This window comes from Microbacterium sp. GQ128, assembly GCF_059758615.1.
This window is the reverse complement of sequence record NZ_JCAXDY010000003.1, coordinates 77089-100591: the sequence shown is the minus strand read 5'-3', so window position 1 is coordinate 100591 and position 23503 is coordinate 77089. Positions and strand designations below refer to the sequence as shown.

General features: G+C 68.5%; 15 protein-coding genes. 5 read left to right on the top strand and 10 right to left on the bottom strand.

What is annotated here, in order from left to right; genetic code table 11:
- Positions 1-5 precede the first annotated feature (5 nt).
- The 3 genes from AC6CHX_RS10660 to AC6CHX_RS10650 are packed head-to-tail and all read left to right on the top strand — an operon-like array spanning position 6 to position 3866.
- Entirely contained in the window at positions 6-1532 is a 1527-nt protein-coding gene (locus AC6CHX_RS10660; RefSeq protein ID WP_498272797.1) for a sugar transferase, read from the top strand.
- A gap of 4 nt (positions 1533-1536) precedes the next feature.
- Complete coding sequence (locus AC6CHX_RS10655; RefSeq protein ID WP_498272796.1) at positions 1537-2733, top strand: DUF1972 domain-containing protein; 1197 nt, start codon at positions 1537-1539, stop codon at positions 2731-2733.
- Positions 2734-2765: 32 nt separating this feature from the next.
- Positions 2766-3866, top strand: a complete 1101-nt coding sequence (locus AC6CHX_RS10650) for a glycosyltransferase family 4 protein (RefSeq protein WP_452327089.1) — start codon at positions 2766-2768, stop codon at positions 3864-3866.
- Between the two features lie 27 nt (positions 3867-3893).
- On the opposite strand, the gene AC6CHX_RS10645 is transcribed toward AC6CHX_RS10650, so the two are convergent.
- The 9 genes from AC6CHX_RS10645 to AC6CHX_RS10605 form a co-directional block, all read right to left on the bottom strand.
- On the bottom strand, positions 3894-5228 hold the full coding sequence (locus tag AC6CHX_RS10645) for a lipopolysaccharide biosynthesis protein (protein ID WP_136040980.1): 1335 nt from the start codon (positions 5226-5228) through the stop codon (positions 3894-3896).
- Positions 5229-5238: 10 nt separating this feature from the next.
- A complete protein-coding gene (locus AC6CHX_RS10640; RefSeq protein ID WP_498272795.1) occupies positions 5239-7881 on the bottom strand; it encodes a right-handed parallel beta-helix repeat-containing protein in 2643 nt (880 codons plus the stop codon).
- A gap of 185 nt (positions 7882-8066) precedes the next feature.
- Positions 8067-9419, bottom strand: coding sequence for a tyrosine-protein kinase domain-containing protein (locus AC6CHX_RS10635; RefSeq protein ID WP_136040981.1), 1353 nt, complete (start codon positions 9417-9419; stop codon positions 8067-8069).
- Positions 9420-9474: 55 nt separating this feature from the next.
- Positions 9475-10785 (bottom strand): hypothetical protein, encoded by a 1311-nt coding sequence (locus AC6CHX_RS10630; RefSeq protein WP_498272794.1) that lies wholly within the window; start codon positions 10783-10785, stop codon positions 9475-9477.
- Positions 10786-10967: 182 nt separating this feature from the next.
- Positions 10968-15677 carry a PKD domain-containing protein gene (locus AC6CHX_RS10625; protein ID WP_498272793.1) on the bottom strand — a complete coding sequence of 1570 codons (4710 nt, stop codon included), beginning with the start codon at positions 15675-15677 and terminating at the stop codon, positions 10968-10970.
- Between the two features lie 97 nt (positions 15678-15774).
- Complete coding sequence (locus AC6CHX_RS10620; RefSeq protein WP_452327094.1) at positions 15775-16326, bottom strand: DUF4352 domain-containing protein; 552 nt, start codon at positions 16324-16326, stop codon at positions 15775-15777.
- Positions 16327-16504: 178 nt separating this feature from the next.
- Positions 16505-17122 (bottom strand): arsenate reductase/protein-tyrosine-phosphatase family protein, encoded by a 618-nt coding sequence (locus tag AC6CHX_RS10615; RefSeq protein ID WP_498272792.1) that lies wholly within the window; start codon positions 17120-17122, stop codon positions 16505-16507.
- Complete coding sequence (locus AC6CHX_RS10610) at positions 17119-17838, bottom strand: CDP-alcohol phosphatidyltransferase family protein (RefSeq protein ID WP_136040984.1); 720 nt, start codon at positions 17836-17838, stop codon at positions 17119-17121. The genes AC6CHX_RS10615 and AC6CHX_RS10610 overlap by 4 nt, the downstream gene beginning before the upstream one ends.
- Positions 17829-18782: a glycosyltransferase family 2 protein gene (locus AC6CHX_RS10605; protein ID WP_498272791.1), complete on the bottom strand. Its 954-nt coding sequence runs from the start codon at positions 18780-18782 to the stop codon at positions 17829-17831. Before AC6CHX_RS10605 ends, AC6CHX_RS10610 begins: the two co-directional genes overlap by 10 nt.
- Positions 18783-18995: 213 nt before the next feature.
- Here AC6CHX_RS10605 and AC6CHX_RS10600 point away from each other — a divergent pair, with 213 nt between their 5' ends.
- The gene (locus AC6CHX_RS10600) at positions 18996-20987 is read left to right on the top strand and encodes a glycosyltransferase (RefSeq protein ID WP_498272790.1); all 1992 of its coding nucleotides are present in this window, start codon (positions 18996-18998) and stop codon (positions 20985-20987) included.
- 45 nt (positions 20988-21032) lie between these two features.
- Entirely contained in the window at positions 21033-22373 is a 1341-nt protein-coding gene (locus AC6CHX_RS10595) for a phenylacetate--CoA ligase family protein (RefSeq protein ID WP_498272789.1), read from the top strand.
- A gap of 45 nt (positions 22374-22418) precedes the next feature.
- Here the strand turns inward: AC6CHX_RS10595 and AC6CHX_RS10590 are convergent, their stop codons facing one another.
- Positions 22419-23441 carry a glycosyltransferase family 4 protein gene (locus tag AC6CHX_RS10590; RefSeq protein WP_498272788.1) on the bottom strand — a complete coding sequence of 341 codons (1023 nt, stop codon included), beginning with the start codon at positions 23439-23441 and terminating at the stop codon, positions 22419-22421.
- Between the last annotated feature and the right edge of the window lie 62 nt (positions 23442-23503).

Sequence of the window (23503 nt, the reverse complement as noted above, 5' to 3'; positions counted from 1 at the left end):
TCGGCATGACTTCCGTCGAGGATGCTCTGAGCATCACTCGTACGGGCTTCGTGCCGGTCGCGGCTCCGCGAGCCACCAAGTCGGTGACGCGCACGGTGGTCACACCGCGCGCTTCGGCGACTCTGGAACGGCGCCGTCAGTGGGAGCGTCGCTATCGGATGCGGTTGCGGATCACGGATGCGGCCGTCATCCTGTTCGCGCTCGGTCTGACGGCAGCGATCCAGCTGGTCACCGGTGTCTCCGGGGCAGAGGTCCTGCGCGACGGCATTCCGCTCGCCGCGCTGTGGTACCTCATGCTCAGCGCGATGCACACGCGGGACGCCGCGCTGTTCCGCGCCAGCGCCACCGAGTACCGCGGCGTCGTGCACGCCACCGGACTCGCATTCGGGATCATCGCCATCGTGGCGGTCCTGCTCGCATGGAAGTCGATGCAACTGACGCTGCTGCTGGGGCTGCCCGTCGGTGTGCTGACGCTTCTGGTGACCAGGTGGCTGTGGCGCCACTGGCTGCAGACGCAGCGCTCCCAGGGGAGGTTCGCCTCCCGCACTCTCGTCGTCGGCAACAGGGACGACGTGGAGTATGTGGTCCGGACGCTGCACCCGATCGGCGCATCCGGGTACCAGGTGGTCGGCGCGACGCTGCTCGACGGCAACGCGCGCGACATCGTGATCGACGACACGCGGTTCCCGGTTCTGGGGAACGTGAACTCCGTGTCGTCGATCGCCGCCGAAGTCGGCGCAGATACGATCATCGTCGCCAGCCGACCCGAGGGTGAGCCGGAGTTCGTGAAGCAGTTGAGCTGGCAGCTCGAAGGGACCGCTGCCGAGCTCGTGCTCTCCAGCCGCCTCACCGATGTCGCGGGTCCGCGCATCTCTTTCGCACCGGTCGAAGGCCTGCCGCTGATCCAGGTGCAGATTCCGACTTACGAAGGCGGCCAGCACCTGCTCAAGCGGGCACTGGACGTCGCCGTCGCCACGCTGGCGCTGATCCCGATCGCTCTGATCGCCCCGATTCTGGCGCTGCTGATCAAGCTCGACTCGCCGGGCCCGGTCTTCTTCTTCCAGGAGCGGGTCGGCCGTGACGGTCGCCGGTTCAAGATGGTCAAGTTCCGCTCCATGAAGACCGACGCCGAGCAGCAGCTCGCCGCGCTCAAGGCGCAGAACGAGGGCGCCGGCCTCCTCTTCAAGATGAAGGACGACCCGCGCGTCACCCGCATCGGTCGAGTGCTGCGCAAGCTCTCGCTCGACGAGCTGCCGCAGTTCTGGAACGTGCTCGTGGGCGACATGAGCGTCGTCGGGCCCCGTCCGCCGCTGCCCAGCGAAGTCACCGCCTACGACGGCACGGTTTTCCGCCGCCTCTACATCAAGCCGGGGATCACCGGTCTGTGGCAGGTCTCGGGCCGCAGCGACCTCTCGTGGGACGAGAGCGTGCGCCTCGACCTGCGTTACGTGGAGAACTGGTCCGTGATGAATGACCTGCAGATCATGTGGCGAACTGCCAAGGTCATGGTGCAGCCCAGCGGGGCATACTGATCGGATGAGCAATTCGAACCGCCTCACCATCGCGATGGTGGGGACCCGAGGAGTGCCCGCGGCATACGGCGGCTTCGAGACGGCGGTCGAGGAAGTCGGCCGCCGTCTCGCGGATCGCGGTCACGACGTCGTCGTCTACACGCGCGGATCGGAGCATCGGGAGAAGGAGTACCTCGGCATGAAGGTCGTGCACCTTCCCGCTGTCCCGGTGAAGCAGATCGAGACGCTCAGCCACACCGGGCTCTCGGCACTTCACCTGTGCTTTCGGCGGCGCCCGGACGCGACCTTCGTGTTCAACGCCGCCAACTCCCCCTTCCTCCCGCTGCTCCGTCTGCGCCGGGCCCCCGTCGCCCTGCACATGGACGGCCTCGAATGGCGCCGCTCGAAATGGGGCCCGCGCGGCAGGGCCTACTACCGGTGGGCCGAGCAGTTCGGCGTCCGGACCGCCGACGCCCTGATCGCGGACGCACCGGGAATCGCGGACTACTACCGCCATCAGTTCGACGTCCCGACGGAGATGATCCGCTACGGCGCCCCGATCCTCGAGGAGCTGCCGGAACGCGGCGTCGCTGAGATGGGGCTCACCTCGGGCGGCTACCACCTCGTCGTGGCCAGGTTCGAGCCCGAGAACCACGTACTCGAGATCGTCGAGGGCTACCGCGACAGCGATGCGAAGCTCCCACTCGTCGTCGTCGGGTCGGCGCCGTACAGCGCCGGCTACACCCAGGAGATCCAGCGCGTTGCCGAGGGCGACGAACGGATCAGGCTCGTCGGCGGCGTGTACGACCAGGAGCTGCTCGATGCCCTCTATGCGAACGCGATGACGTACCTGCACGGTCATTCCGTCGGTGGCACGAACCCTTCGCTCCTGCGCGCCATGGGTGCCGGAACAGCGGTGATCGGCTTCGACGTGCCCTTCAACCGCGAAGTGCTGGACGGCAACGGATGGTTCTTCACCGATGCCGCCGACGTCGCCGCTCATGTTCTCGCCGCGGAGGCCGACCCGGACCTGACCGCCTCACGCGGGAACATCGTGCAGGAGATCGCGCGCACCCGGTTCCGTTGGGACGATGTCGCGGATGAGTACGAGGCCCTCGCACACAGGCTCGCGGAGGGATCGAGCATCCATCGATCGGCGCGGCGGGCGCGGCGGCGCACCACCGACTGGTCCCCCGCTCCTGCCGATCCGGCAACGCGATGAGCGGCGGCGGAAAAGGGCGCACGGTCCTTCTCGTGCACCCCGGCGCGGAGATGTTCGGTTCGGACCGGATGCTGCTCGAGAGCGCGATCGGCCTGGTCCAAGCGGGCGCCCGGGTCGTGGTCGCACTGCCGAGTTCGGGCCTGCTCGTCCCGGAGCTCCGCGCGGCGGGTGCCGAGGTGGTCATCATCCCGATGCTCGTCCTGCGAAAGGTCCTGCTGACTCCGCGCGGGCTGCCCCGCCTCTTCCGCGACACCTTCCGCGGCCTCGGTGCCGCGTGGCGGTTGATCGGACGGATTCGGCCCGACGCCGTGTACGTCTCGACGATCATCATCCCCCAGTGGCCGCTGATCGCCCGGCTGCGGCGGACCCGCTCGGTGAGTCACGTACATGAAGCCGAGGCGTCCGGAAACAGGCTCGTGAACGGCATCCTCTACTCACCGCATCTCGCCTCTGAGCGCACGATCGTGAACAGCCGGTTCAGCCTCGACACGATCCGCGCCGCGTTGCCGATCCTCGCGCGACGTGCGCACGTGGTCTACAACGGCGTCGCCTCTCCTCCGCATCCGATCTCGCCCCGTCCGCGCATCGAACGCGCGCTTCGCGTGCTCTACATCGGCCGGCTATCGCCGCGAAAGGGGCCCGACCTCGTCATCGAGGCCGCCTCAGCGCTGCACACCGCGGGACGGGCCGTCGACGTCACGCTTCTCGGCGCGGTCTTCGAAGGGTACGAGTGGTTCGAGCGTGACCTTCGAGAACAGGCCACAGCGGCGGGCGTGCCCGTCGACTTCGCCGGGTTCCATTCCGAGATCTGGCCGTTCCTCGCCGAAGCGGATGTCCTCGTCGTCCCCTCACGCGTCGACGAGCCGTTCGGGAACACGGCTGTCGAGGGCATCCTCGCTCTCCGGCCCGTGATCGCGAGCGACAGCAGCGGACTTCGCGAGGCAGCAGGTGGATACGCCACCGCCCAACTGGTCACCGCCGGCGACGCGGAGTCGATCGCCACCGCGCTGACCGACATCCATGCGCGCTGGAACGAGATGGTCTCCACCGTCGCCGACAGCCGCGCCGAGGCGCTCCGCCGCCACGCCCCCGACGTGTACCGCTCGAGCATCACCGCTCACGTCCTGCGTTGAGCCCGGCCGCCGCACGCGGACGCCCGTCTACGCGACGTCGTCGCTCGGCTGCGGCACCGACTCCTGACTGCCGGCCGTGAGCCGCGTCTTGTGACGCACGATGTAGATCGAGAACGGGATCAGCTGGCACACCAGCAACGCGAACGCCACGCCGATCAGGGGTCCGGCGATGCCGAGCACGGGGGTGAGGACGAACGAGAGGCCGATGCCCACGGCCGCCATGCTCAGGGTGGGGATCACCTGGAAGCGGATGCCGGGCTTGTCCATGATGAACATCCCCAGCGGGTACACGGCCGCGGTCATCATGATCATGAGGCCGAAGGCGAAGATGGTGCTCGGACGCACGGTCAACTCACCCTGTGTGATGAAGCCGAAGAGCCACGGCCCGACCAGCCAGACCACGAACGTCGCGACCGCGATGGCGGTGGCGAACAGCGCGGAGAGCAGGAACGGACCGCGCTGGAGACCGCCGTCGTGGCGCTTGCGGGCGAAATGCGGCCACAGTGCCAGACCACCGGCCATCACCAACCCGTTGAGCGCGAAGAAGACCTGTCCGGCCACTCCGTACTCAGCGACATCCGTCGGTCCTCCGAGCTGAGCGATCACGTAGCGCTGAGAACCCACGGCGATCGGATACGTCACCATCTGCGCCAGCATCGGCCAGCCGACATCCATCACGCGCACGCCGGGGAAGCGCCGCGGACGCAGGACCATTCGGGCAGCCGCCGGGATGAGGGGTGAGGTCGTGCGTGCCGTGATCAGGATGCCCAGCACCGAGACGAGGAAGGACGCCGCGAAGGATGCGATCGCGACGAACGAGTGCAGGTTCTCTCCGCCCAGGGTGAGGATCAACCACACGCCCACCATCGTCAGCGGCGAGATCAATCCCTGAAGGAGGATCACGACGTGATTGCGGCGCTGGCCCAGCATGATGCGCGCCCAGACGCCGAGCGGAATCCCGAGGCAGAAGATCGTCACGCAGTAGAACGCCGCGAGTGACGCCCCCGGGCGTCCGCCGGCCTCTCCGAAGACGACCTCCCACGCGCCGGTGAGCACGAGGACGGTGTTGATCGCCATCGCACTCGCCGCGAAGAGGAGCAGGACCCGGCCGACGGAGGTGAGCTGATACCTCAGCTTCTCGTCCGTGCGCACATCGTCGCTCGTCGCGACGGCGTTGACCAGGACCGCCCCGCTGCCGAGGTCGGTGAACGTCAGCAGCGAGGGGATCGTGATCAGCAAGGTGTAGAGGGCGAAGCTGTCGACGCCCGCGCCGCCGATGATCATGCGCGTCGTGAGAACGCCACAGACAAGCGCGATGACCATCGTCAGCGCGCGGGCGCCGACAGCGAGAAGTGAACCCATACCTACATCGTCACCGCTGCTGGGCCCCCAGTGTCGCGCTGTTGGCGGGGAGTCGCGATACCGAGGCCACATCCGCCGGTACGGGCACCGCCCCCGATGCCTGACCCGGCGTCCGGGGGGTCAGCAGCGCGTACCCGGTACCGACGATGCTCGGGCCTTCGATGAACTGCGACCGACGATCATGCCCGGTCGCTGCGGTGAAGGCCGAGAGCGTATCGGTGACCGCCGGGTCCCTCGACACCGCGCCCCTGGACCATGCCGAGAACCATCGCGGAGTGCCCGGCGCAGCGCGGTGGTAGAGGTTGCCGTCGATACTCGACACCATCTGCGCACCGGTGAACACCAGCGAGAAGTCCTGCACGCACACGAGACAGTTGCCGGCGCTCTCCGCCATGACATTGTTCGACACCACGGTGTTCCGAACGATCCAGGGCGCCAGCGGCGCGTACCGCGTGCGGGGATCGTGACCCGCGGCGTTCGGATCGGACGCGCGGCGCGAGTCCTGCCCGATGCTGATGTTGCGGTTCGCGTTCCCGACGAACGTGTTGTTCCAGATCTTCACATTGCCGGAGTTGAGTACGAAGAGGCCGAAGTCTCCGTTCCGAGCGATGATGTTGTCGGCGACCACCGCACGTTCGGACAGTTCGACCATCAGGCCGTGACCGGTGTTGCCGATGACGTCGTTGCCGGTGAAGGCGATGTCGAGGACCGACTCGTCGAACCACGGTCCGCGCCCCTTGTTCCCGGTGAACGCGCTGTCCGTCACGGTCACCTTCTGCGTTCGCGTGACCTTGAAGGCACCCGAGACCGGGGAGTGGTTGAAGCCCTCCGAGTTGTTGCCCGTGGAGAGCATCTGCGTCACCTTGAGCCCGTCGGCCTGGGAGGCGCCGCCTCCGAGCAGTCCGTTGCCGATCAACGACACCCGGGTCAAGGTCGTGCGCGGAGACCACGAGTAGAAGCCGGTCGTGGAGTTGTCGCGGATCGTCACATCCGTGAGCGACACGTCGGCAGCCGCCGCGATCACCGTGCCCATCTCGGGAACGGAGGTGGCGTATCGACGGACGCCGATCCCCCGGATCTCTGACCCGACCGAACGGATCGAGAGGGCCTGCGAGAGCACGCCCGCCTCGACCGTCTTGCCCGTGGGGTTCGTGCCGATCACGAGTCGCTTCGCCGCGTCATCGACGTAGAACGTCCCCGCCTTCACCTGCGCTGCGGTGGCGACCTCGCTCAGCTGCACGCCTGCCACCCAGACCTGGTCCGGATGAGCGGCCATCGGACGGGCCGGGTCGATGAAGCGCCAGTCGGCCTGGGTGTAGTCGGGTGCACCCTTGACGTAGGTCGGGCTGGAGTCGAGCTTGGTCGTCCAGCCGTCGACCACCCAGGTGCTTCCTGATGCCTTCCACCCGGTGACCGACTTCGCCCCGTCGAGCCAGACCGCCTCGTTCGACGCCGGCTGGATGGTGACCTTCTTCTGCGGCGGGATCACGACCTGCTCGTGATACGTGCCCCCGCGCAAGACGATGGTCCCGCCGTTCGGGACCAGACGCAGCGCGGCTCCGATCGTCTTGACCGGTGAGTTCTTGGTGCCGGCAGCGCCGTCCGACCCCGAGGGCGCGGCATAGATCGCCGTCGCCGGAGCCTCGTAGGAGAGAGAGCCGGGGACTCGTGCGCCCGGTTCGCCACGCACGCCTGCCGGCGTGGCCGGTGCCGGTGCCGGAGCAGGGACCGGAGCGGGAGCCGGAGCGGGAGCGGGTGCCGGCGCGGGCGCCGGAGCAGGCGCGGGCGCCGGAGCAGGCGTCGGTTTCGGGGTCGGCGTCGGGGTCGGCGCCGGAGCAGCGACGGCGGTGGCGCGGATGTCATCGATACCGACGGGCACCGCCGTCTTCGCCCCGGAAGAGGTGTAGAGCGCGAAGGCGTAGCCACCGGGCTTCTGTATGCGGGTGGAGGAGGCATCCGTGTGCGACACCTGCCACGCCGTCGGCTCCGCGGTACCGGAGACCCACGCCTTCGCCGAGAGGGCGACCGGGTTGGTACCGGTCACGCGAAGCGCCACGTCGAGCGAGGTTCCACTCTTCACGGTCAGCGGCAGGCGGCGCTCAGCGAGGTTCTGCACTCCGGTGAGGTCGGTGAGTCGCACGACGGACACGTAGGCCGAGCCATCAGGATGGACGCGCACCCGCACCGCGTACGAATCCTTGCCGGAGACGCGGACCGCCTGGGCCAGATAGAGCGGCCCGCCGACGGGGAGCTTCGGGATGGAGAGCGAGAATCGGCTGTCGACGTCGGCAGCAGAGACGCCGGCGACGCTCGCACGGGCGGTGATCCCCGGCTTGCGGCTGGCGAGCAGCGCCACATCTCCCGTGACGCTGGAGGAGCCTTCGACGACGCGCCACGCGCCGACGGTCGACGAACCCCATCCGGCGGGGACGGTGCGGTCCATGTCGTCGTCGATGACGGGAGCCGGAGCCGCCGCTGCAGGGCGCGCCGCTGCCGGGGAGACGTCTGCCGAAGCGGACGCCGGCACCGACGTCAGCGCGGCGGTGACCCCCAGCACGGCGGCGAGAGCACCCGCGACCGCCCGCCGGGGGCGCTGTCGGAGCCGAGAGGAGGTCCCCCGAGAAGGGGGGAGCACAAGGAACGGAAAGGACATGATGTCACCGTTTTCTGGGGCAGGTTCTACGATCAACCAGCACCTCGCCGCTGTTTACACCCCGGCGGTGAAGTGCGAGTCCCCCTCGCAACTCATGAAGAGTAACCGGCTCGGGAGGCAAAGACAAACGGACCGCGCCTTCCGACCGATATACACGCCATGATGGCGTGGACCGTGCTCCGCGGTCAATCGCTGTAGTACTCGCTGCGATGCCGATCGGGACGAGCCCTGTTCAGCACCGTCCCGAGAATGCGGGCACCGCCGGATTCCAGCGACTTGATGCTCTTCGTCAGCGCAGCGCGGCGCGTCTTGGTCGCATCGACGACGAGGATGACGCCGTCGGTCTGAGTGGCGAAGAGGTTCGCGTCAGCGACGCTCAACGTCGGTGGCGAATCGATCACGACATAGTCGTACTCCGCCGCGGCGAAATCGAGCAGCTGCGCCATGCGCGACGACGTGAGCAGCTCGGCCGGATTGGGCGGCACCGTGCCGGCGGGGAGGATGTCCAGAGTGCTGTCGGCGACGCTGTGCTTGGCCACCTCGAACTCGACCTCGTCCAGCAGAACACTCGTGAGACCGATAGAGCCGTCGATGCCGGCGTGCTCGTGCGCTCGTGGACGGCGCATGTCGGCATCGATCAGCAGCACGGAGTTGCGGAGGCCTGCGAGCGTCATGGCCAGGTTCACCGATACCGTCGACTTGCCCTCGGCCGGCATGCCCGAGGTGACCAGGAGCACCTTCACGCGCGACGACACATTCGCGTAGGCGAGCGCGGAGCGGATGCGTCGGAACTCCTCCGACGTGTGTCCGAGCGGCTCCTGCGCGACGGCAATGCCGCGCGTCGCCAGCAGCGCGGACTTCGAGACGACGCCCAGCACGGGGTCGCCTCCTGCCTGCGTAAGCGTCTCCTCGTTGCGCACTCGGGTGTCGAGCACCCCGATCAGGATGGCGACGGCCAGGCCGAGTACTCCGCCGAGGAAGCCGCCGAGAAGGGCATCCCGAGGCTTGCTCGGTGTGAACTGGAACTCCGGCACGACCGCGTCATCGATGACCTGGGCTGTGATCGTGGACTCGCCCTGCGGATCCTTGGGAGCCACGTCTTTGACGGCGACGATGAGCTGGTCTGCGACGGCGTTCGCCAGATCTGCCGAAGCTTCCGCGTCGTCCGCGATCCCGGTCACCCGGAGCGTGACCGTGCTCTGCGGGATCGAGACTTCGATGTCGCGGGCCAGGGCGCGCGGAGTGGTGTCGAGGTCGAGCTCTTCGATGACGGGCTCGAGCACCCGCGAGCTGGTGGCGAGCTGAGCGAAGGACAGCATCTGGCTCTGCGTGTACACCGACCCCTGATTGAGGTCGGAGGCGCTGGTTCCCTGATTGAGAGCGAAGTACAGAGAGGTCGTCGCCTGGAAGAGCGGCGTCTGCAGGGACGCATATCCGTACGACCCCGCTGCGCCGAGAACAGCGGTCAGCACGATCAGCCACCAGAACTTGCGCAGCGAACTCGCGATGACGCGCAGACTGACCCGGCTCTCGCCCATGGTTCCCCATTCCCCCTGAGATTTCGATTCTAGATGAGTCAACGTTTCGCCAGCCTCACGATTGTGGATGCGACGACCGGGCACTGCTCGGCAGTCGCATCCCCTCCGAGGCACCGATGTCGACGCCCGCGACTTCCTCGTCTGTCCCCCCGGGCCCGGCCGCGTCTCTGGCCCAGGTGATGGCGAGACCGACGCAGAACCAGAGGAACATGCTGTACTGCGTGATGAGGGCCACGACCACCAGGCTCGGGAGCTGCCCGACGACCGCGAGCGCGGCCGGGCTTCGCGTCGAACGCCTCAGCGCCATCCACGCAGCGCAGACGACCGCGGCCATGATGAGGAAGGTCGGCACGTACCCGTACCGGAGCAGGGTGAGGACGAGCGCGTTGTCGACGGAGCGGGCGAAGTAGCCGAGGTAGTAGTCGCCCGAGACGAGGGAATGCCAGTCGCCCGGGTTGCCGAAGACCTGCACCTGTTCGAGGAGCACGAGCAGATCGGTCCGATAGTCCGCGCTCCCGCCCGCCTCCTCCCCGGCTGCTCCGAAGACGGTGTCGATGATGGGGATGACGATGGCCGTTCCGATCGCGCCGGCCACGGCGACCGTCACCCGGAAGCGGGTGGAGACGCCGACGATCAGGAACGTGGACAGGACGAGCGTGAGCACGAGCGTGAGCAGACCCACGCGGCTGAAGGTGAGGACCGTCGCCACCGCGATGATCACCACCCCGCTGATCTTCGGGAGGAGTCGCCACCGGGTCGCGACGACGAAGGCCGACGACATCGCCAGGGCTGCGCCGAGCGCGATCGAGTGTCCGAATGCGCCTTCCGCTCTCAGCACTCCCCCGCGTTCCTGCAACGGGCTCCAGGTGTCGTAGACGACCCCGGACCCCGGGATGAGCACGAACGGGTTGAACGATGTGAAGAACTCCACGACGGCGAGCGCCGCGGCGATGACGGCGACGACAGCGATCGTCGAGGTCACCCACGCGGTTCCGACGCGGGCGAGCACCACCCGGCCCCAGATGTACGGGATGACCCATTCGAGCAGTGCGGCGACGAGAGAAGCGAGGTCCACCGAGCCGAAGGCGTACAGGCCGACGATGACGAGGATGAACACCGCGACCCAGGCGTCGGCCGCCCGCAACGGCACGATCGACCAGTTGACGACGATCAGCAGCGCCGTGAGGAGAGTGATCGCGGCCCAGTAGAAGCTGATGTTCACCCCCACCCAGAGGGGGACGAAGAAGAGCACGCACGCCCAGACGGCGAACGCCGCTCGGGGCATCATCCGGAGGACCAGGACGACGAGGGCCAGTGCGGCGAGACCTCCGACTGCGAGGAGCACGATCGGAACAGCAGTGGCCATGCGTCAGGATCCTACTCGGGGGTGGTTGCGCTCAACGAATCTCATGAGCCTCCCCTCCCGCCGACTGCGGCATGATCAATGTGTAACACGTCAGCGTGCAACGGCGAGTGAGGCACGCCCTCGGACGCCGGCTCGGGATGCCGGCGTCCGGGAACGCACCTCACATGCGTCGCCTGATGCTGCTACGGGGCGGTCACCCGGAACGAGTCGAAGGAGACACCCAGTGCCGCCGTCGCGTTCCCCGAACGGTTGCCGCTCAATCCGACCGACCCGGCCGCCTGCAACGGCGTCGCATCCGTGGTGTTGAGCTGCCAGTTCGCCGGCTCTGTGCCGCCCGTCGCCCAGATCTTCGCCGAGATCGCCGTGGACGACGTACCGGTGACGGAGACCTTCAGCGTGTACGAGGTGTTCGCCGAGAAGGCGAGTCCCGCCACGGGCTGCGCGAGCAGCACGGTGCCTTCGCGATGAGCCACGAGCCAGATCGTCCCGTCAGGACGGAGCCACGCACGCACCAGGTACTTGCCGGCGGCCGACTGACGCGCGATGACTCCCACGTAGGCGCCGCCGGTCGCCGGCGCCTGATCGACCCGGAACTGCGTCTGGAGAACCGCGTCGGTGATGGACGTGGTGTTGAGCGTGGCGTGCCGCGTGTCCCCGGCGATCAGGGCCATCTTTCCCTGTCCGTCGGCGACGGTGGCCGCCGCCTGCGAGCCACCGGCGATCGACCAGGCACCCCCGACGGTTGCGCTGCCCCACCCGGGCCCGGAAGTCCGGTCGAACTCGTCACCGGCCAGCGGGGCGGGCTCGGGCTCGGGCTCCGGGTCCGGGTCGACGGGAGCCGCGGCGACCGTGACCTGCTTGGTGGCGGTGTGCGTCGCCCCCTTGTTGTCGGTCACCGTGAGCGTCACCGTGTAGGTGCCGGCTGCGGTGTAGGTGCGAGAGCTGGTCGCTCCCGACCCCGTCGTCCCGTCGCCGAAGTTCCAGGCGTAGGAGGCGATGGTGCCGTCCGAGTCGGTCGAGGCGTTGCCGTCGACGTTGACCGTCAGTGCCGCCGCGGTGGCGGAGAAGGCAGCCGTCGGCGCCACGTTGGTGGGCTCGGGCTCGGGTTCGGGTTCGGGCTCCGGCGCCGGGGCCCCGAGGTTCTTCAGCGTGAAGTTGTCGAAGCTCGCCAGGTTGCTCCCGGTGCCCGTACCGGAACGGTACGAGTACACCGTCGGCGCTCCGGCGACCTGCAGGGCCGCGGTCGCGTCGGTCGTCGACAGCTGCCAGCCGGCGGGTTCTGCGGCACCTCCCGCCCACAGCTTGGCGCGGATGGTCGTGGTCGACGAACCGGTCGTCTCCATCGCCAGGTTGAACGTGCTGCCGGCGGTCCAGGTTAGCCCCGCGACCGCAGTGCTGGCGATCGCCGTGCCGTTGCGCTGGATCACGAGCCACGTGGCCCCGTCAGCGCGATGCCACGCGAGAGCGCGATAGCCGTTCGAACCGGAGCGCCGCGCGCCGAGCCCCTCGTAGGCGACGCCTGTCGACGGCCCGGCGGACAGCGTGTAGCTGATGCGCGCCGAGGTGTCGAGGAGAGACGTCCCCTGCAGGAGCATCTCGCGCGTCTCGCCCGGAGCGAGAGTGATCTTGCCCACGCCGTCGGCGACGGAGGTGACAGCAGCGGAACCGCTCATGGGCGCCCAGGTGCCACCCGCATCGGCTGCTCCCCAGCCGCTCGAGACCACACGGCCGAAGGAATCGGACGCCGCGAACACCTGAGCCTGCGTCGTGACGGTCTTGGTGACGCTCGCCGTTCCGCCGAGGCTGTCGGTGACCGTCAGGGTGACGTCGTGCGCGCCCGCCTGGCTGTATGTGTGGCCGGCAGTGGCTCCCGATCCGGCGGGAGTGCCGTCACCCCAGTTCCAGGAATAGGAGAGTGTGGCTCCGTCGGAGGCACTCGACCCCGCGGCAGAGACGTTCACCGTCATACCCGAAGCCGTCGACGTGAACGTGGCAACCGGGTCGGCGTGAGTGGTGACGGCCTGACGCGTGGTCGACGCGGTGCCGCCACGGTTGTCGGTGACGGTCAGGGTCACCGTGCGCGTGCCCGCCGTGGCGTACACATGGCTGGCGACCTGACCGCTCGATGTGGTCCCGTCGCCCCAGTTCCATGCGTACGAGGCGATGGTGCCGTCGGAATCCGTGGATGCGGAAGCATCTGCCGAGACCGACAATCCCGTGCCGGTGACCTCGAAGGACGCCGTCGGCAGCACGTTCGCCGCCTGGACTACGACCTGCTTCTCCGTCGTCGCGGCCAGCCCGTTGCTGTCCGTGACCGTGAGCTTCGCCGTGTAGGTTCCGGAGGCCGAGTACGTGTGCGACGCCGTCGCCCCGGAGGCCGTCGGAGACTCGTCGCCGAAGTCCCACTTGTAGCCGGTGATCGTAGCCGAGCCGGCCGGAGCGGAAGCGCTCGCGTCGAAGGCCACATCGAGGTCCGTCGCGGTCGCCGTGAAGGAGGCGGTCGGGGCCTCGAAGCCCTTGCCGACGCCGTAGTGCGTCTGCACCTGAGTGGCGGTCAGTGCGTACGGGTAGACCGCGACCTCGTCGAGCGCTCCCTTGAAGTACTTGGAGCTCGGCGCCGAGGGCCAGCTGGTCAGGTTGTCCCCGCCGATGCGCCAGTACCCGAGGTAGTTCTCCGCGGTGGTGGCGGAGGCGTCGGATGCGACGAGCGTGCCGTCGATGAACAGCTTCATCCCGGCTGCGCTCTGCGTCGCCACAGCATGGTGCCAGTCGTTGTCGTTCAGCGCCGTGCTGTTCTGGATCGTCCGCGTGTTCCCGTCATAGGCGCCGAAGACGAGCCGACCGTTGTTGGTCATGTAGAGGTGACGGTCGTAGCTGGTGGAGTCACCCGATGCTGCGCTCCCGTAGCCGAGCAGCTTTCCGCCGTTGGTGGTGTTGGTCTTGAACCACACCTCGGTCGAGAACTCGGCCGAAGCGGCTGCCCTGTTCGTGGTCGCGACCCGCCCTGACGACGTGCCGGTGAAGGTCGATGCTCCCGTCGCGGTGTTCTCGACACCGGACGTGGACGTCGTGACACCCGAACCGAAGACCGGCGTGTTCGTTCCCGCCCAGTCCTGTGCGGCATTGCCCAGCGGGTAGTAGAGCTGCGGGGCGTCGGCGGTGACCGCATCGACGTATTCGGAGGCGGCTCCTGCCGTCACCGCCACGCTCACGGCCTGGCTGCTCACCGCGTTCCCGTTGCCGTCCCTCGCGACGACGGTGTACTCCTGTTGCGTTCCCGGGGGCGCCGTCTTGTCTTCGAGGCTGATCGTGGGACGGTTCCACCAGGTGCCGTCGGCGATCGTCGTGGCGACCGGCGTCGCGGTACCCGTGCGGCGCAGCTCATACGTGAGCTTCAGGTCGTCGCGATCCCAGTTGGCCGGGATCGCGACGCGCACGCGCCCGGGGATGAAGGACTGCGCCGTGGCGGTCCAGTTCGCTCCGGACACCCGAGGGCCGTCCTTCGCTCCGGCCGGCGGCGTCGTGGAGAAGCGCACGAGGCCCTCGAAGCGTCCGTTGTTCACGGACCGGAACTCTCCGCCGATGGAGATCATGTTGCCGGCTCCGGTGATGGAGAGGCCGGCCTGTCCCATGCCCGTCGTGACGCCGACAGCCCAGTCGGGCGTCCAGGCGTACGCGGACGGCGCCGGAGTACCGGCCCAGTTCTTGTAGGTGCTTCCCGCCGCGGGCTGATTGCCCAGGGTTCCGCGGGCGTCCGCCGTATACGCCTCGGAGTAGCGGTGCGTGCGCGGGTTCTGCTCCGGGTGCATGCCCTGCGTGCTGCAGGCGTGGGTGTGGCTCGTCGTGTAGACGACCTTGCCGGTGGAGTACACGCCGTAGTGGTCGCCGAGGCAGTCCGAGATCCAGCGCACCTGGCCGGTCCCGGCCTCAGCCGCGAACGTGCCTTCGAGGTTGCCCACGTCGGCGCTGGCGTAGACCCACCCGGTCCCGAAGACGGCGGTGGAGTCGGCGGCGAGCCCGAAGATGCCGGCCTTGCCTGAGCTCGCGCCCGTGTTCGAGCCGTTCTTGACGGTCTGCGGCAGCGCCCAGGAGGTGTCGACGGCACCGGACGACTTGTCGAGGGCAACAGCGCCGCGCATCGTCAGATCGCCGTTGACCTGCGAGAAGCGGCCGGCCGCGATGACATTCTGGCCTGCGGGGTCCATGACCATCGCATCGACCTGGAGGTCGGTCTGCGGTGCCCAGCCCAGCAGTGCGCCGTTGGCGGCGTTGAACGCCGCGAGGTTCTTGCGCGCCGTGCCGTTACCCTGCGTGAACAGGCCTCCGACGTAGACACTGGACCCGGACGTGGCCATGGCATAGACACCGCTGCCGCCGATCGACGGGTTGAACCCGGGCACCAGCTGGCCGGTCACCGCGTCCAGAGCCGCGAAATTCCAGCGGGCCTGCCCGTTCACCGAGTTGAACGAGCCGCCGATGTAGATGCGGCTGCCGTCGGGCGAGGCCGCGACCGCCTTGATCACACCGTTGACCTGCGGAGCGAACGACAGCAGCTGTCCCGTGTTGATGTCGTAGGCGAGCACGTTGGACCGCGCGGTCAGGCTCGTCCCCGGCACCGCCAGCGGCGCACGCGCATTGTCGAACTTGCCCACCGCGTACACGGTCGACCCGATCACGGTCTGCGACCAGACGTAGCCGTTGTCGATCTGCACCGTCGGAATCGGATCCGACGTCACGACGTTCTCGTCGCGCTGCAGAAGCGGCGGCGGCGACACGTCTGCGGCCGAAGCCGACTGCGCCCCCAGCGTCGTCATCCCCGCGACCAGCAACGCTGCTGTCACGACGGAGGCCAGCGCTCCCAGCGCCCGCCTCGTGGTTGTTGTGTTCCCCATTAGTGACTCCCCAGCCGCAGAACGTGTTGTGAATGTGTGAAATTACGAAAGTGCTTGTAAAGGATGATTCGAGAATGTGTGCGCCGGAGCGCGTTCGTCAGGGCAGCGTGCCGGCGAACGTCGCCACCGGCTCTCCCGCGGCGTAGTTGACGCTGATCTTGACCGAGCGTCCCTTTGTCGGATCGAGCATGAAGACATAGGTGCCGGTGGCCTCGGCCCCCGCAGCCAGCTCACCCGTCAGCGGCTCGTTCGGCCCCGCAGTGGTGGCCACTCCGATGTCGCCGTCGTCCGCCGTCAGGCTGACGACGGCGGAATCGATGCTCTGCGCCCGGTCCGAGTCGTTGGTCACGGAGACGTCGACGACGACGGCCGGACCGGCGTACTCGCCCGGTGTCTCGGGCTCGACGGTGATCGTCGACACCTCGTCGACGGTGACGACCATGTCGGTGGACAGGGTGATCGGCTCGTCGAGCGCGCCGCTCTCCTCCGTCAGCGCCGGAGCCTCGGTGGGCCCTGCGGCCTCATCGTCAGCGGGCGGCGTCCAGTCGGTGGTGCTGGTGCCCTCGGGCGTCGGCGTCTCGGAGGCCTCGGGGGCTGCGGTGCAGCCTGCCGTCACGAGCGCGAGCGCCACCAGAGGCGCGATGAACACCGCGCGTCTCGAGCGCGAAGAGCCGTCCCCAGAACGGCATGATGAAACATTGAACACTGCAGCTCCCCAGAACCCAGATTCCCCATCCCGAAGCCCCCTCGGCTTCGGTCCCCTCAACCACGCAGAACGCGGCGTCGGCTAATCGTAGTGCGGGAATCGCGAAACCACAAGAGCCGACTCAGGACGCGTGTCTGCGGTGCCCGCCCAGCTGAGCGACGACGGTCGCCGTCGCCGCTTCCACTTCGGCGACCGTCTCCCGGTGGCCGCGGCCGCCATGGCGATCCGCGATGCTGCTCGGATCCGCCGCGCCCCTGCTCCCGAAGAGCCGCCGGACCCGGCTTCCGACGCCGTCCGAGACGGCGAGCGGCACCGATCGCGAGCGGGCGCGATCCAGGTATGCGACGTACTCCGCCACCCGGTCGGCCGCGGAAGACGAGAAACCCGTTCCCAGGTGCGCCGCCTCCTTGATCGTGAACATCCAGTCGCGCGAGCGTGGAGCGAGCCGCACGAGCTCTCCTCGGATGTCCCGCGATGCCGCGAGGACGAGGGTGGACTGTTCGATCAGCTCCACGGTGACCGGTCGTGCTCGATGAGCCTCCACCTGCGCCGCCCAGCCCTCGTCGTCGTGAAGCGAGGACACCAGCGTGCAGATCGCGTCGCCCTCATTCGCCCGGACGCCCCCACTGCTGACCGAGATGGAGGATTCCGGCCCCAGCCCTCGTCTCAGCGCGAGTTCTGCCAACGGTGACCGGCAGACGTTCGCCGCGCAGACCACCAGGATCTTCTCCCCGGTCATGCGTCGGCCCCGAGCCTTCCGATCTCGCGGAACCACTTGACCGCGGCGAGCGCGAGGAACAGGGTCGCCGCGGCGCAGAGCAGGCCGTATCCGATGAGGAACGCCGACGTCCAGCCCCAGAGCACGAAGACGAGGCAGACCAGACCGAAATCGGTCGGCAGCAGGATGAGCGATCGAACGAGCGTGCCGCCGCCGCGTTCGTGGGTCGACGCCACCGCGTGCTTGCCCTTGAGGAGGTCGTTGAGGAGCATGCCCGAGAACGTCGTGGACGCGACGATGCTGAACACGATCGGGATCAGCAGCAGCAGCGGGGTGTCGGGCAGCACGCGGTAGAGACCGATCAGCACCGCCAGATGGAGCGACGCGATCTTCAGCGTGTCGATGAAGTGATCGAGCCACTCGCCCTGCGGGCTGCCTCCGCCCCGGAGTCGTGCGACCTGCCCGTCGGCGGAATCCCACGCGTAGCCGAGGACGAGGAGCAGTGCGATCAGCAGGCCCATCGGCACGTTCACCGGCCCGAAGGCGATGAGGCCGATGGCCACGAACGAGTGCACCGCGCTGATGATCGAGACCTGGTTCGGGGTGAGACCGATCCGGTACGCGACGGCGGCGAGGACCCTTCCGATCCGACGATTCACGTATACGGAGTACGCGGGCGCGCCGCGAGCGTGCCCCTTCTGCGCACGCGCGAGACGGTGGTAAGCGTCTACGACCATTTCCTGCCCTTCTGGTCTGCCCCCTGCGTACGAGCGATCCGCCGCGCCTCGCGAACTCCACGGAAGTAAGCACGGATCGGTGCGGCCGACTGGATCAGCTGCCGACGTCCTCCGCGGAGGATCACCTCTCGGGCCGTCCGCGGGATCGAGCGACGCCAGCGCCGCACGTCCGCGTCGTCGAGGTGACGCACGGCGAAGAGCATCCGATTGCGGATGTTGTAGTAGTAGTAGGTCTCGGATTTGGCTCGCGACAGCTCCGGCCCGGAGCGCTGCGTCCCGCCCTCGTCGTGCACGGCGCTCGCCTCCTCGACGAGCGCCAGCGAGCCACCCGCCGACACCACCTTCCTCGAGAAGTCGACGTCCTCCCAGTACAGGAAGTAGTCGTCATCGAAGCCGCCGGCGAGCTCCCAGACCTCGCGCGTGATCCACAGGCAGGCCCCGCTCAGCCAGGGCGCGAACGGTCGACCATCCCCGACGACGCGCCTGCGTCGAGCGCGCATGGTGCCGTCGTCGAGCAGCAGGTCGATGCCGTCGAACCAGGTCCGCCCTTCGGAGTCCGAGATGCGCGGGGACGCGAGAGTCGTGCGTGCGTTCGCCGTGGTGGAGGCGAGCAGCCGCAGCGACTCCTGGTCGATGTGCGCATCCGGATTGATGACGAGGACATCGGTCGCCCCTTCGGCGAGCGCGCGGGTCACGCCGATGTTGACGCCTCCACCGAAGCCTGAGTTGGTGTCGGGCGAGATCAGCAGCCAGTCGTTCTCGGCGGCGACCTCCTCGGCGGCACGGCGCTCGTCGGCGCTCGACCAGTTGTCGACCACGATGACCGAGACGTCCGGATCGATCGCTCGCGCCTCGCGCGCGACGACCACCAGGTTGCGTCGCAGCAGCGCCGCCGAGGCATAGTTCACGACGACGACGGCGAAGCGCCCGTGGACGAACGACACGTGATCCTCCCCCCGGATCCGCATCACGGATCGCATCGGGTCGCCGGTCGAATTCCCCAGAGTCGCGACCGGCGTCGACTCCCAGGAGAACGACTATACGCGAGAGGGCCACGCGGTGAAGGAAATCCGAGGTTCGCGGTACGATGAGCCGGCGTCGCAGTCAGGCGCGCGACTGCCATGGGGATGGCACGACTGCCATGGGGGATGGTGCGGATGACCAGGGGACGGGAATCGAGCGACATGATCGCGGTGACGATCGGCATACCCACTTATCGACGGCCGGAGCTGCTCGAGGCTCTGCTCCTCGCCCTCCCGCCGCGCATCGCGGAATGCGGGGAGCTCGGGGTCGAGATCGATGTGCTGGTCGTCGACAACGACGCCGCCGGCTCCGCTCGAGAGGTCGCGGAGCGCGCAGGTCTGCCGGTGCGATACGTCATCGAACCGACCCCCGGCATCGCCGCGGCCCGCAACCGGATCCTGGACGAATGCGAGGCGCGCGATCTGGTCGCCTTCATCGACGACGACGAGATCCCGCGGGAGCACTGGCTCTCCTCCCTCCTCACGGTCTGGCGCGAGCACGGTGCCGATGCGGTGATGGGGCGCGTGATCTCGATCTTCGACGAGGACGTGGACCCGTGGCTGCTCACCTCCGGAACGTTTCGACGGCCGACGCGGGAGACCGGCACCGTGCTCAAGGTCGCGGCGGCGGGGAACCTCCTGCTCGACCTCCGCTGCATCCGTCGACTCGGCCTCCGCTTCGATCAGTCGCTCGGGCTCGGCGGCGGCGAGGACACCCTCTTCTCTCGGCAGCTGGTGCGCCGAGGCGGCCTGATCGTGTGGTGCAACGAGTCCGAGACCGAGGACCCCGTCGTCGCCGCGAGACTCAGTAGAGCCTGGGCCGCGCAGCGCGCGTTCAGCTCGGCGAACGCGAACACGCGGATCGAGCTGCAGCTGACCGAGGGCGCGCTGCGTCGAGGCGCACTCCGCGTACGCGCATTGCTCGGCGGTGTCGTCCGCATCGTTGCCGGCGTCCTTAGACGGGCGTTCGGCGCCGTCACCTCGAACATCGACCATCACGCCAGAGGCACCCGCATCGCGCACCGCGGCCGCGGGATGGTCGCAGCCGCCTTCGGCCGCCGCTATGACGAGTACAGCCGCCCATCGGAGGACGACACGACCATGACCGACCCCGCATCGACCATCCGCGTGATGCAGTCGCTCGGAGCGCCGCGCCCGACGACGAACCCGTACAACAAGATGCTCGACGAGGCGCTGGGTTCCACCGAGGGGCTCGTGCACCTGCGCTTCTCCTGGAAGACCGCCCTCTTCGGCCGCTACGACGCCTTCCACTGGCACTGGCCCGAGGCCAAGCTGCACGGCTCGAGCTGGTGGAAGTCGACCGGGAAGTACCTCCTCACGACGGCGCTCGTGGCCCGACACCGCCTGTCGCGGCGCATCGCGGTGGTGCGGACGGTGCACAACATCGAGCTCCCCGACGACAACGCACCGCGACTGTGGCTGCTGCGCTTCATCGACCGCCACACGGATTACCGGATCCTCATCAACGAGACGACGCCGCTGCCTCCGGGGACACCGCACAGTCTGATCCTGCACGGCCACTACCGCGACTGGTATGCGAAATTCCCTTCCGCCGAGCGCGTGCCCGGACGACTCGGATCCTTCGGCGGGGTCCGCCGCTACAAGGGCCTGGAAGGGTTCATCGACGCGTACGCGGAGGCCGTCGAGACCGAGCCGACACTGAGCCTGAAGATCGGCGGGCGCCCGTCCACCCCCGAGCTCGGCGACGACCTGCGTGCCCGGACCGCGGGCCTTCCGGGTGTCGAGCTGCACCTCGACTTCCTGAGCGATGCCGAGCTCGTCCAGCTCGCGACCTCGTCCGAGCTCATCGTGCTGGCCTACCGCTTCATGCACAACTCCGGCAGCGTCCTCGCCGCCTTGTCGATGGCACGTCCGGTGCTGGTGCCGCGCAACGAGGCGAACGAGGCGCTCGCGCGCGAGGTCGGCCCGGAATGGGTGCTCATGTACGACGGCGACCTGGACGCCTCGACGGTCGTCGAGGCATGGCATGCCGTGTCGACGCTGACGGGCTCGCCCGACCTGTCGCGCCGCGAGTGGGCCGATGCCGGCCGCGCGCACCGTGACGCGTTCCGCGAGGCCGTCGTCCACAAACGACGGCGCGACTGAGCCGGATCCCACGAGCGCTTCCTTCGACGACGAGAGGCTGTATTGATGTCCACACCGATGAGACGCGCGTTCTTCCGCGCGAAAGCAGCGACCGTGCGCGCGAAAGCGGGTTCGTTCCACCGCGAGCTCCTGGCGAACGAGCGCCTCTCGCCGGACGAGTTCGCTCAGATGCAGAATGGGCTCGCACGCGACATCGCGGCGTTCGCCATGAAGTCCTCGCCGTTCTACGGCCGGCACTACGGCGAGCTCGGCATCCGCCCGAACTCCCTGATCGATCCGGAGGCGTGGGCGGCGCTGCCGATCCTCGATCGCGCCACGGTGAAACAGCACGCGGCGGAGTTCCGCACCGCAGAGGCGACGGACGCCAACGCTCGTCCGGCGCTGACCGGGGGGAGCACCGGGGAACCGCTGGCCACGTTCCACGACGCCCGGGTGCCGTCGCTCGCGCTGAGCTGGCGGATGTACTCCTGGTGGGGAGTGGAGCCGTCCGACGACCTCGCCCGTGTGGGTCGCTGGAACTTCGGCCGCCTGGCGACCCTCAAGAACGACGTGGCCTGGTGGCCGACCAAGCAGGTCTATCTCGACGCCGGTCTCATCTCGGCGGAGACCATGGAGACGTTCCATCGCCAGCTCACGGCGACCCGACCGCGCCTGATCGAGGGCTACGTGGGAGCGATGCTGGAGTTCGCCGACTTCCTGGAACGCCGAAAGCTGACCGTCCCCGCACCGACGGCGATCGCGACGACGGCTGCGCCGCTCACGGCATCCGTCCGCGCCCGTCTCGAGTCCGTCTTCGGCGCGCCCGTGTACGACGAGTACCGCGGTTCCGAGTTCGGGTGGATCGCCGGCGAATGCGGCCACCGCGACGGGCTCCACGTGTTCGCGGATGTCCGACGCGTCGAGGTGGTGGATGAAGACGGCGCTCCCGCGGCCCCGGGCCAGCTGGGCGACCTCGTCATCACGGATCTCCGCAATCGCGTGTTCCCCATGATCCGGTATCGCACGGGCGACAAGGGCATCCTTCGAGGGGAACCGTGTCGCTGCGGCCGCGCCCTTCCGCTCATGGAGCAGCCGCAGGGTCGGACGACGGACCTGATCCGTCTGCCCAGCGGGACCGTGCTCGCGCATCGCCTCATGGGGATGTTCGCCGCACACCCGGAAGCAGTCCGGCTCTTCCAGATCCATCAGCTCTCCGACTACTCGATCATCATCCGCGTCGTCGTCGGCGACGGTGCGCAGGCGCGGGATCAGATCGAGAGCGCGGTCACCTCGCTGCGCGAGCGGATCGCGAACGAGGTGCCGGTGACCGTCGAGTACGTCGACGCGCTGCCCTACACGGGCGGCAAGACGAAGTACGTCATCAGCGACGTGCCGACCACGACGTGACTCCGGCGGCGGTCGCGCCCGGGTCTCGGTGCGTGACCGCCGCTGTCACGCCCGGGACAGCAGCCCCTGCACGAGCGCCGCGACCATGATCTGCGTCGTGAAGTTGCGCTCCACCTCGATCCGTCCGTTCCGCCCGAGCTCGGCCGCACGTTCCGGGTCGTCGAGCAGCCGCAGCACGGCGACCGCGAGTGCCTCCGCGTCCCCGGGCGGCACGAGGTGTCCGGTCCGCCCCTCGCTCACGTACTGCGCCATGCCGGGCGTATCGGAGACGACGACCGGACGGGCTGTCGCGAGTGCTTCCAGGGCCACCGTCATGCCCGAGGCGTGCAGGTTCGGTCTGGTCGGGACGACGATGACGCTGGCGGTCGCATAGAGATCTCGGAGCTCCGCATGCGGCATGTGCCGGACCACCCGCACCCCCTCGGGCGGCACGAGGTCTGAAGCGGTCTGCACCACGACCTCCGTGTCCGGTCGCGCAGCCAGCACCCGCGCGAGCGCCGCGTAGAGCGTCACCGGATCGCGGTCACGATCGTTGCCGACGCTGACGATCCGCGGCTGCGTCGGAGAAGGGCGTGCGCCGAAGAATTCGCTGTCGATGCCGAACGGGATCGCGAACACCCGCGGACCACGGGTCCCCAGCAGGTCCCGGAGCGGGTCGACCTGTGCTTCGCTGAGCACCCACGCGGACTCCGCACCGCTCAGCATCGAGAGCAGTCGCGGCGGTGTGGACCCGGCCCGCGCCATGTCTGTGAGCCAGATCACGCCGGTGGCGAATCGCGCGCGGGGACGCAGGACCTGCAGGCGATAGGCGGTGTTCTCGTCCCAGGACACCGCCAGCCCCTCGACAGGGCGGGGCCCGATGCCCAGCCGCGCTCGCACACGAGGAACTCGACCGGGCGGCGGGAGATCGATCACCTTCACGGCCGCATGATCACGCAGCGCGTCCAGTCCGTACGGCCACACGCTCGGCACCTCGCCCCTGGCATGGCTCTGCGCCCAGGCCGGCGCCGACTGTTCGGCGCGATGAGCCCAGGTGAGAGACAGCGAGGCCCCATCCTCGGATTCCACGAGCCAACTATGGACCCCCGGCTCGATTCCTGACAAGGGTCGATTTCCGCAGGGCAGCTGCT

Coding starts and splice junctions, on each gene's coding strand:
- AC6CHX_RS10660 (WP_498272797.1), top strand. CDS start 6: ATGACTTCCGTCGAGGATGCTCTGAGCATCACTCGTACGGGCTTCGTG.
- AC6CHX_RS10655 (WP_498272796.1), top strand. CDS start 1,537: ATGAGCAATTCGAACCGCCTCACCATCGCGATGGTGGGGACCCGAGGA.
- AC6CHX_RS10645 (WP_136040980.1), bottom strand. CDS start 5,228: ATGGGTTCACTTCTCGCTGTCGGCGCCCGCGCGCTGACGATGGTCATC.
- AC6CHX_RS10640 (WP_498272795.1), bottom strand. CDS start 7,881: ATGTCCTTTCCGTTCCTTGTGCTCCCCCCTTCTCGGGGGACCTCCTCT.
- AC6CHX_RS10635 (WP_136040981.1), bottom strand. CDS start 9,419: ATGGGCGAGAGCCGGGTCAGTCTGCGCGTCATCGCGAGTTCGCTGCGC.
- AC6CHX_RS10630 (WP_498272794.1), bottom strand. CDS start 10,785: ATGGCCACTGCTGTTCCGATCGTGCTCCTCGCAGTCGGAGGTCTCGCC.
- AC6CHX_RS10625 (WP_498272793.1), bottom strand. CDS start 15,677: ATGGGGAACACAACAACCACGAGGCGGGCGCTGGGAGCGCTGGCCTCC.
- AC6CHX_RS10615 (WP_498272792.1), bottom strand. CDS start 17,122: ATGACCGGGGAGAAGATCCTGGTGGTCTGCGCGGCGAACGTCTGCCGG.
- AC6CHX_RS10610 (WP_136040984.1), bottom strand. CDS start 17,838: ATGGTCGTAGACGCTTACCACCGTCTCGCGCGTGCGCAGAAGGGGCAC.
- AC6CHX_RS10600 (WP_498272790.1), top strand. CDS start 18,996: ATGACCAGGGGACGGGAATCGAGCGACATGATCGCGGTGACGATCGGC.
- AC6CHX_RS10595 (WP_498272789.1), top strand. CDS start 21,033: ATGTCCACACCGATGAGACGCGCGTTCTTCCGCGCGAAAGCAGCGACC.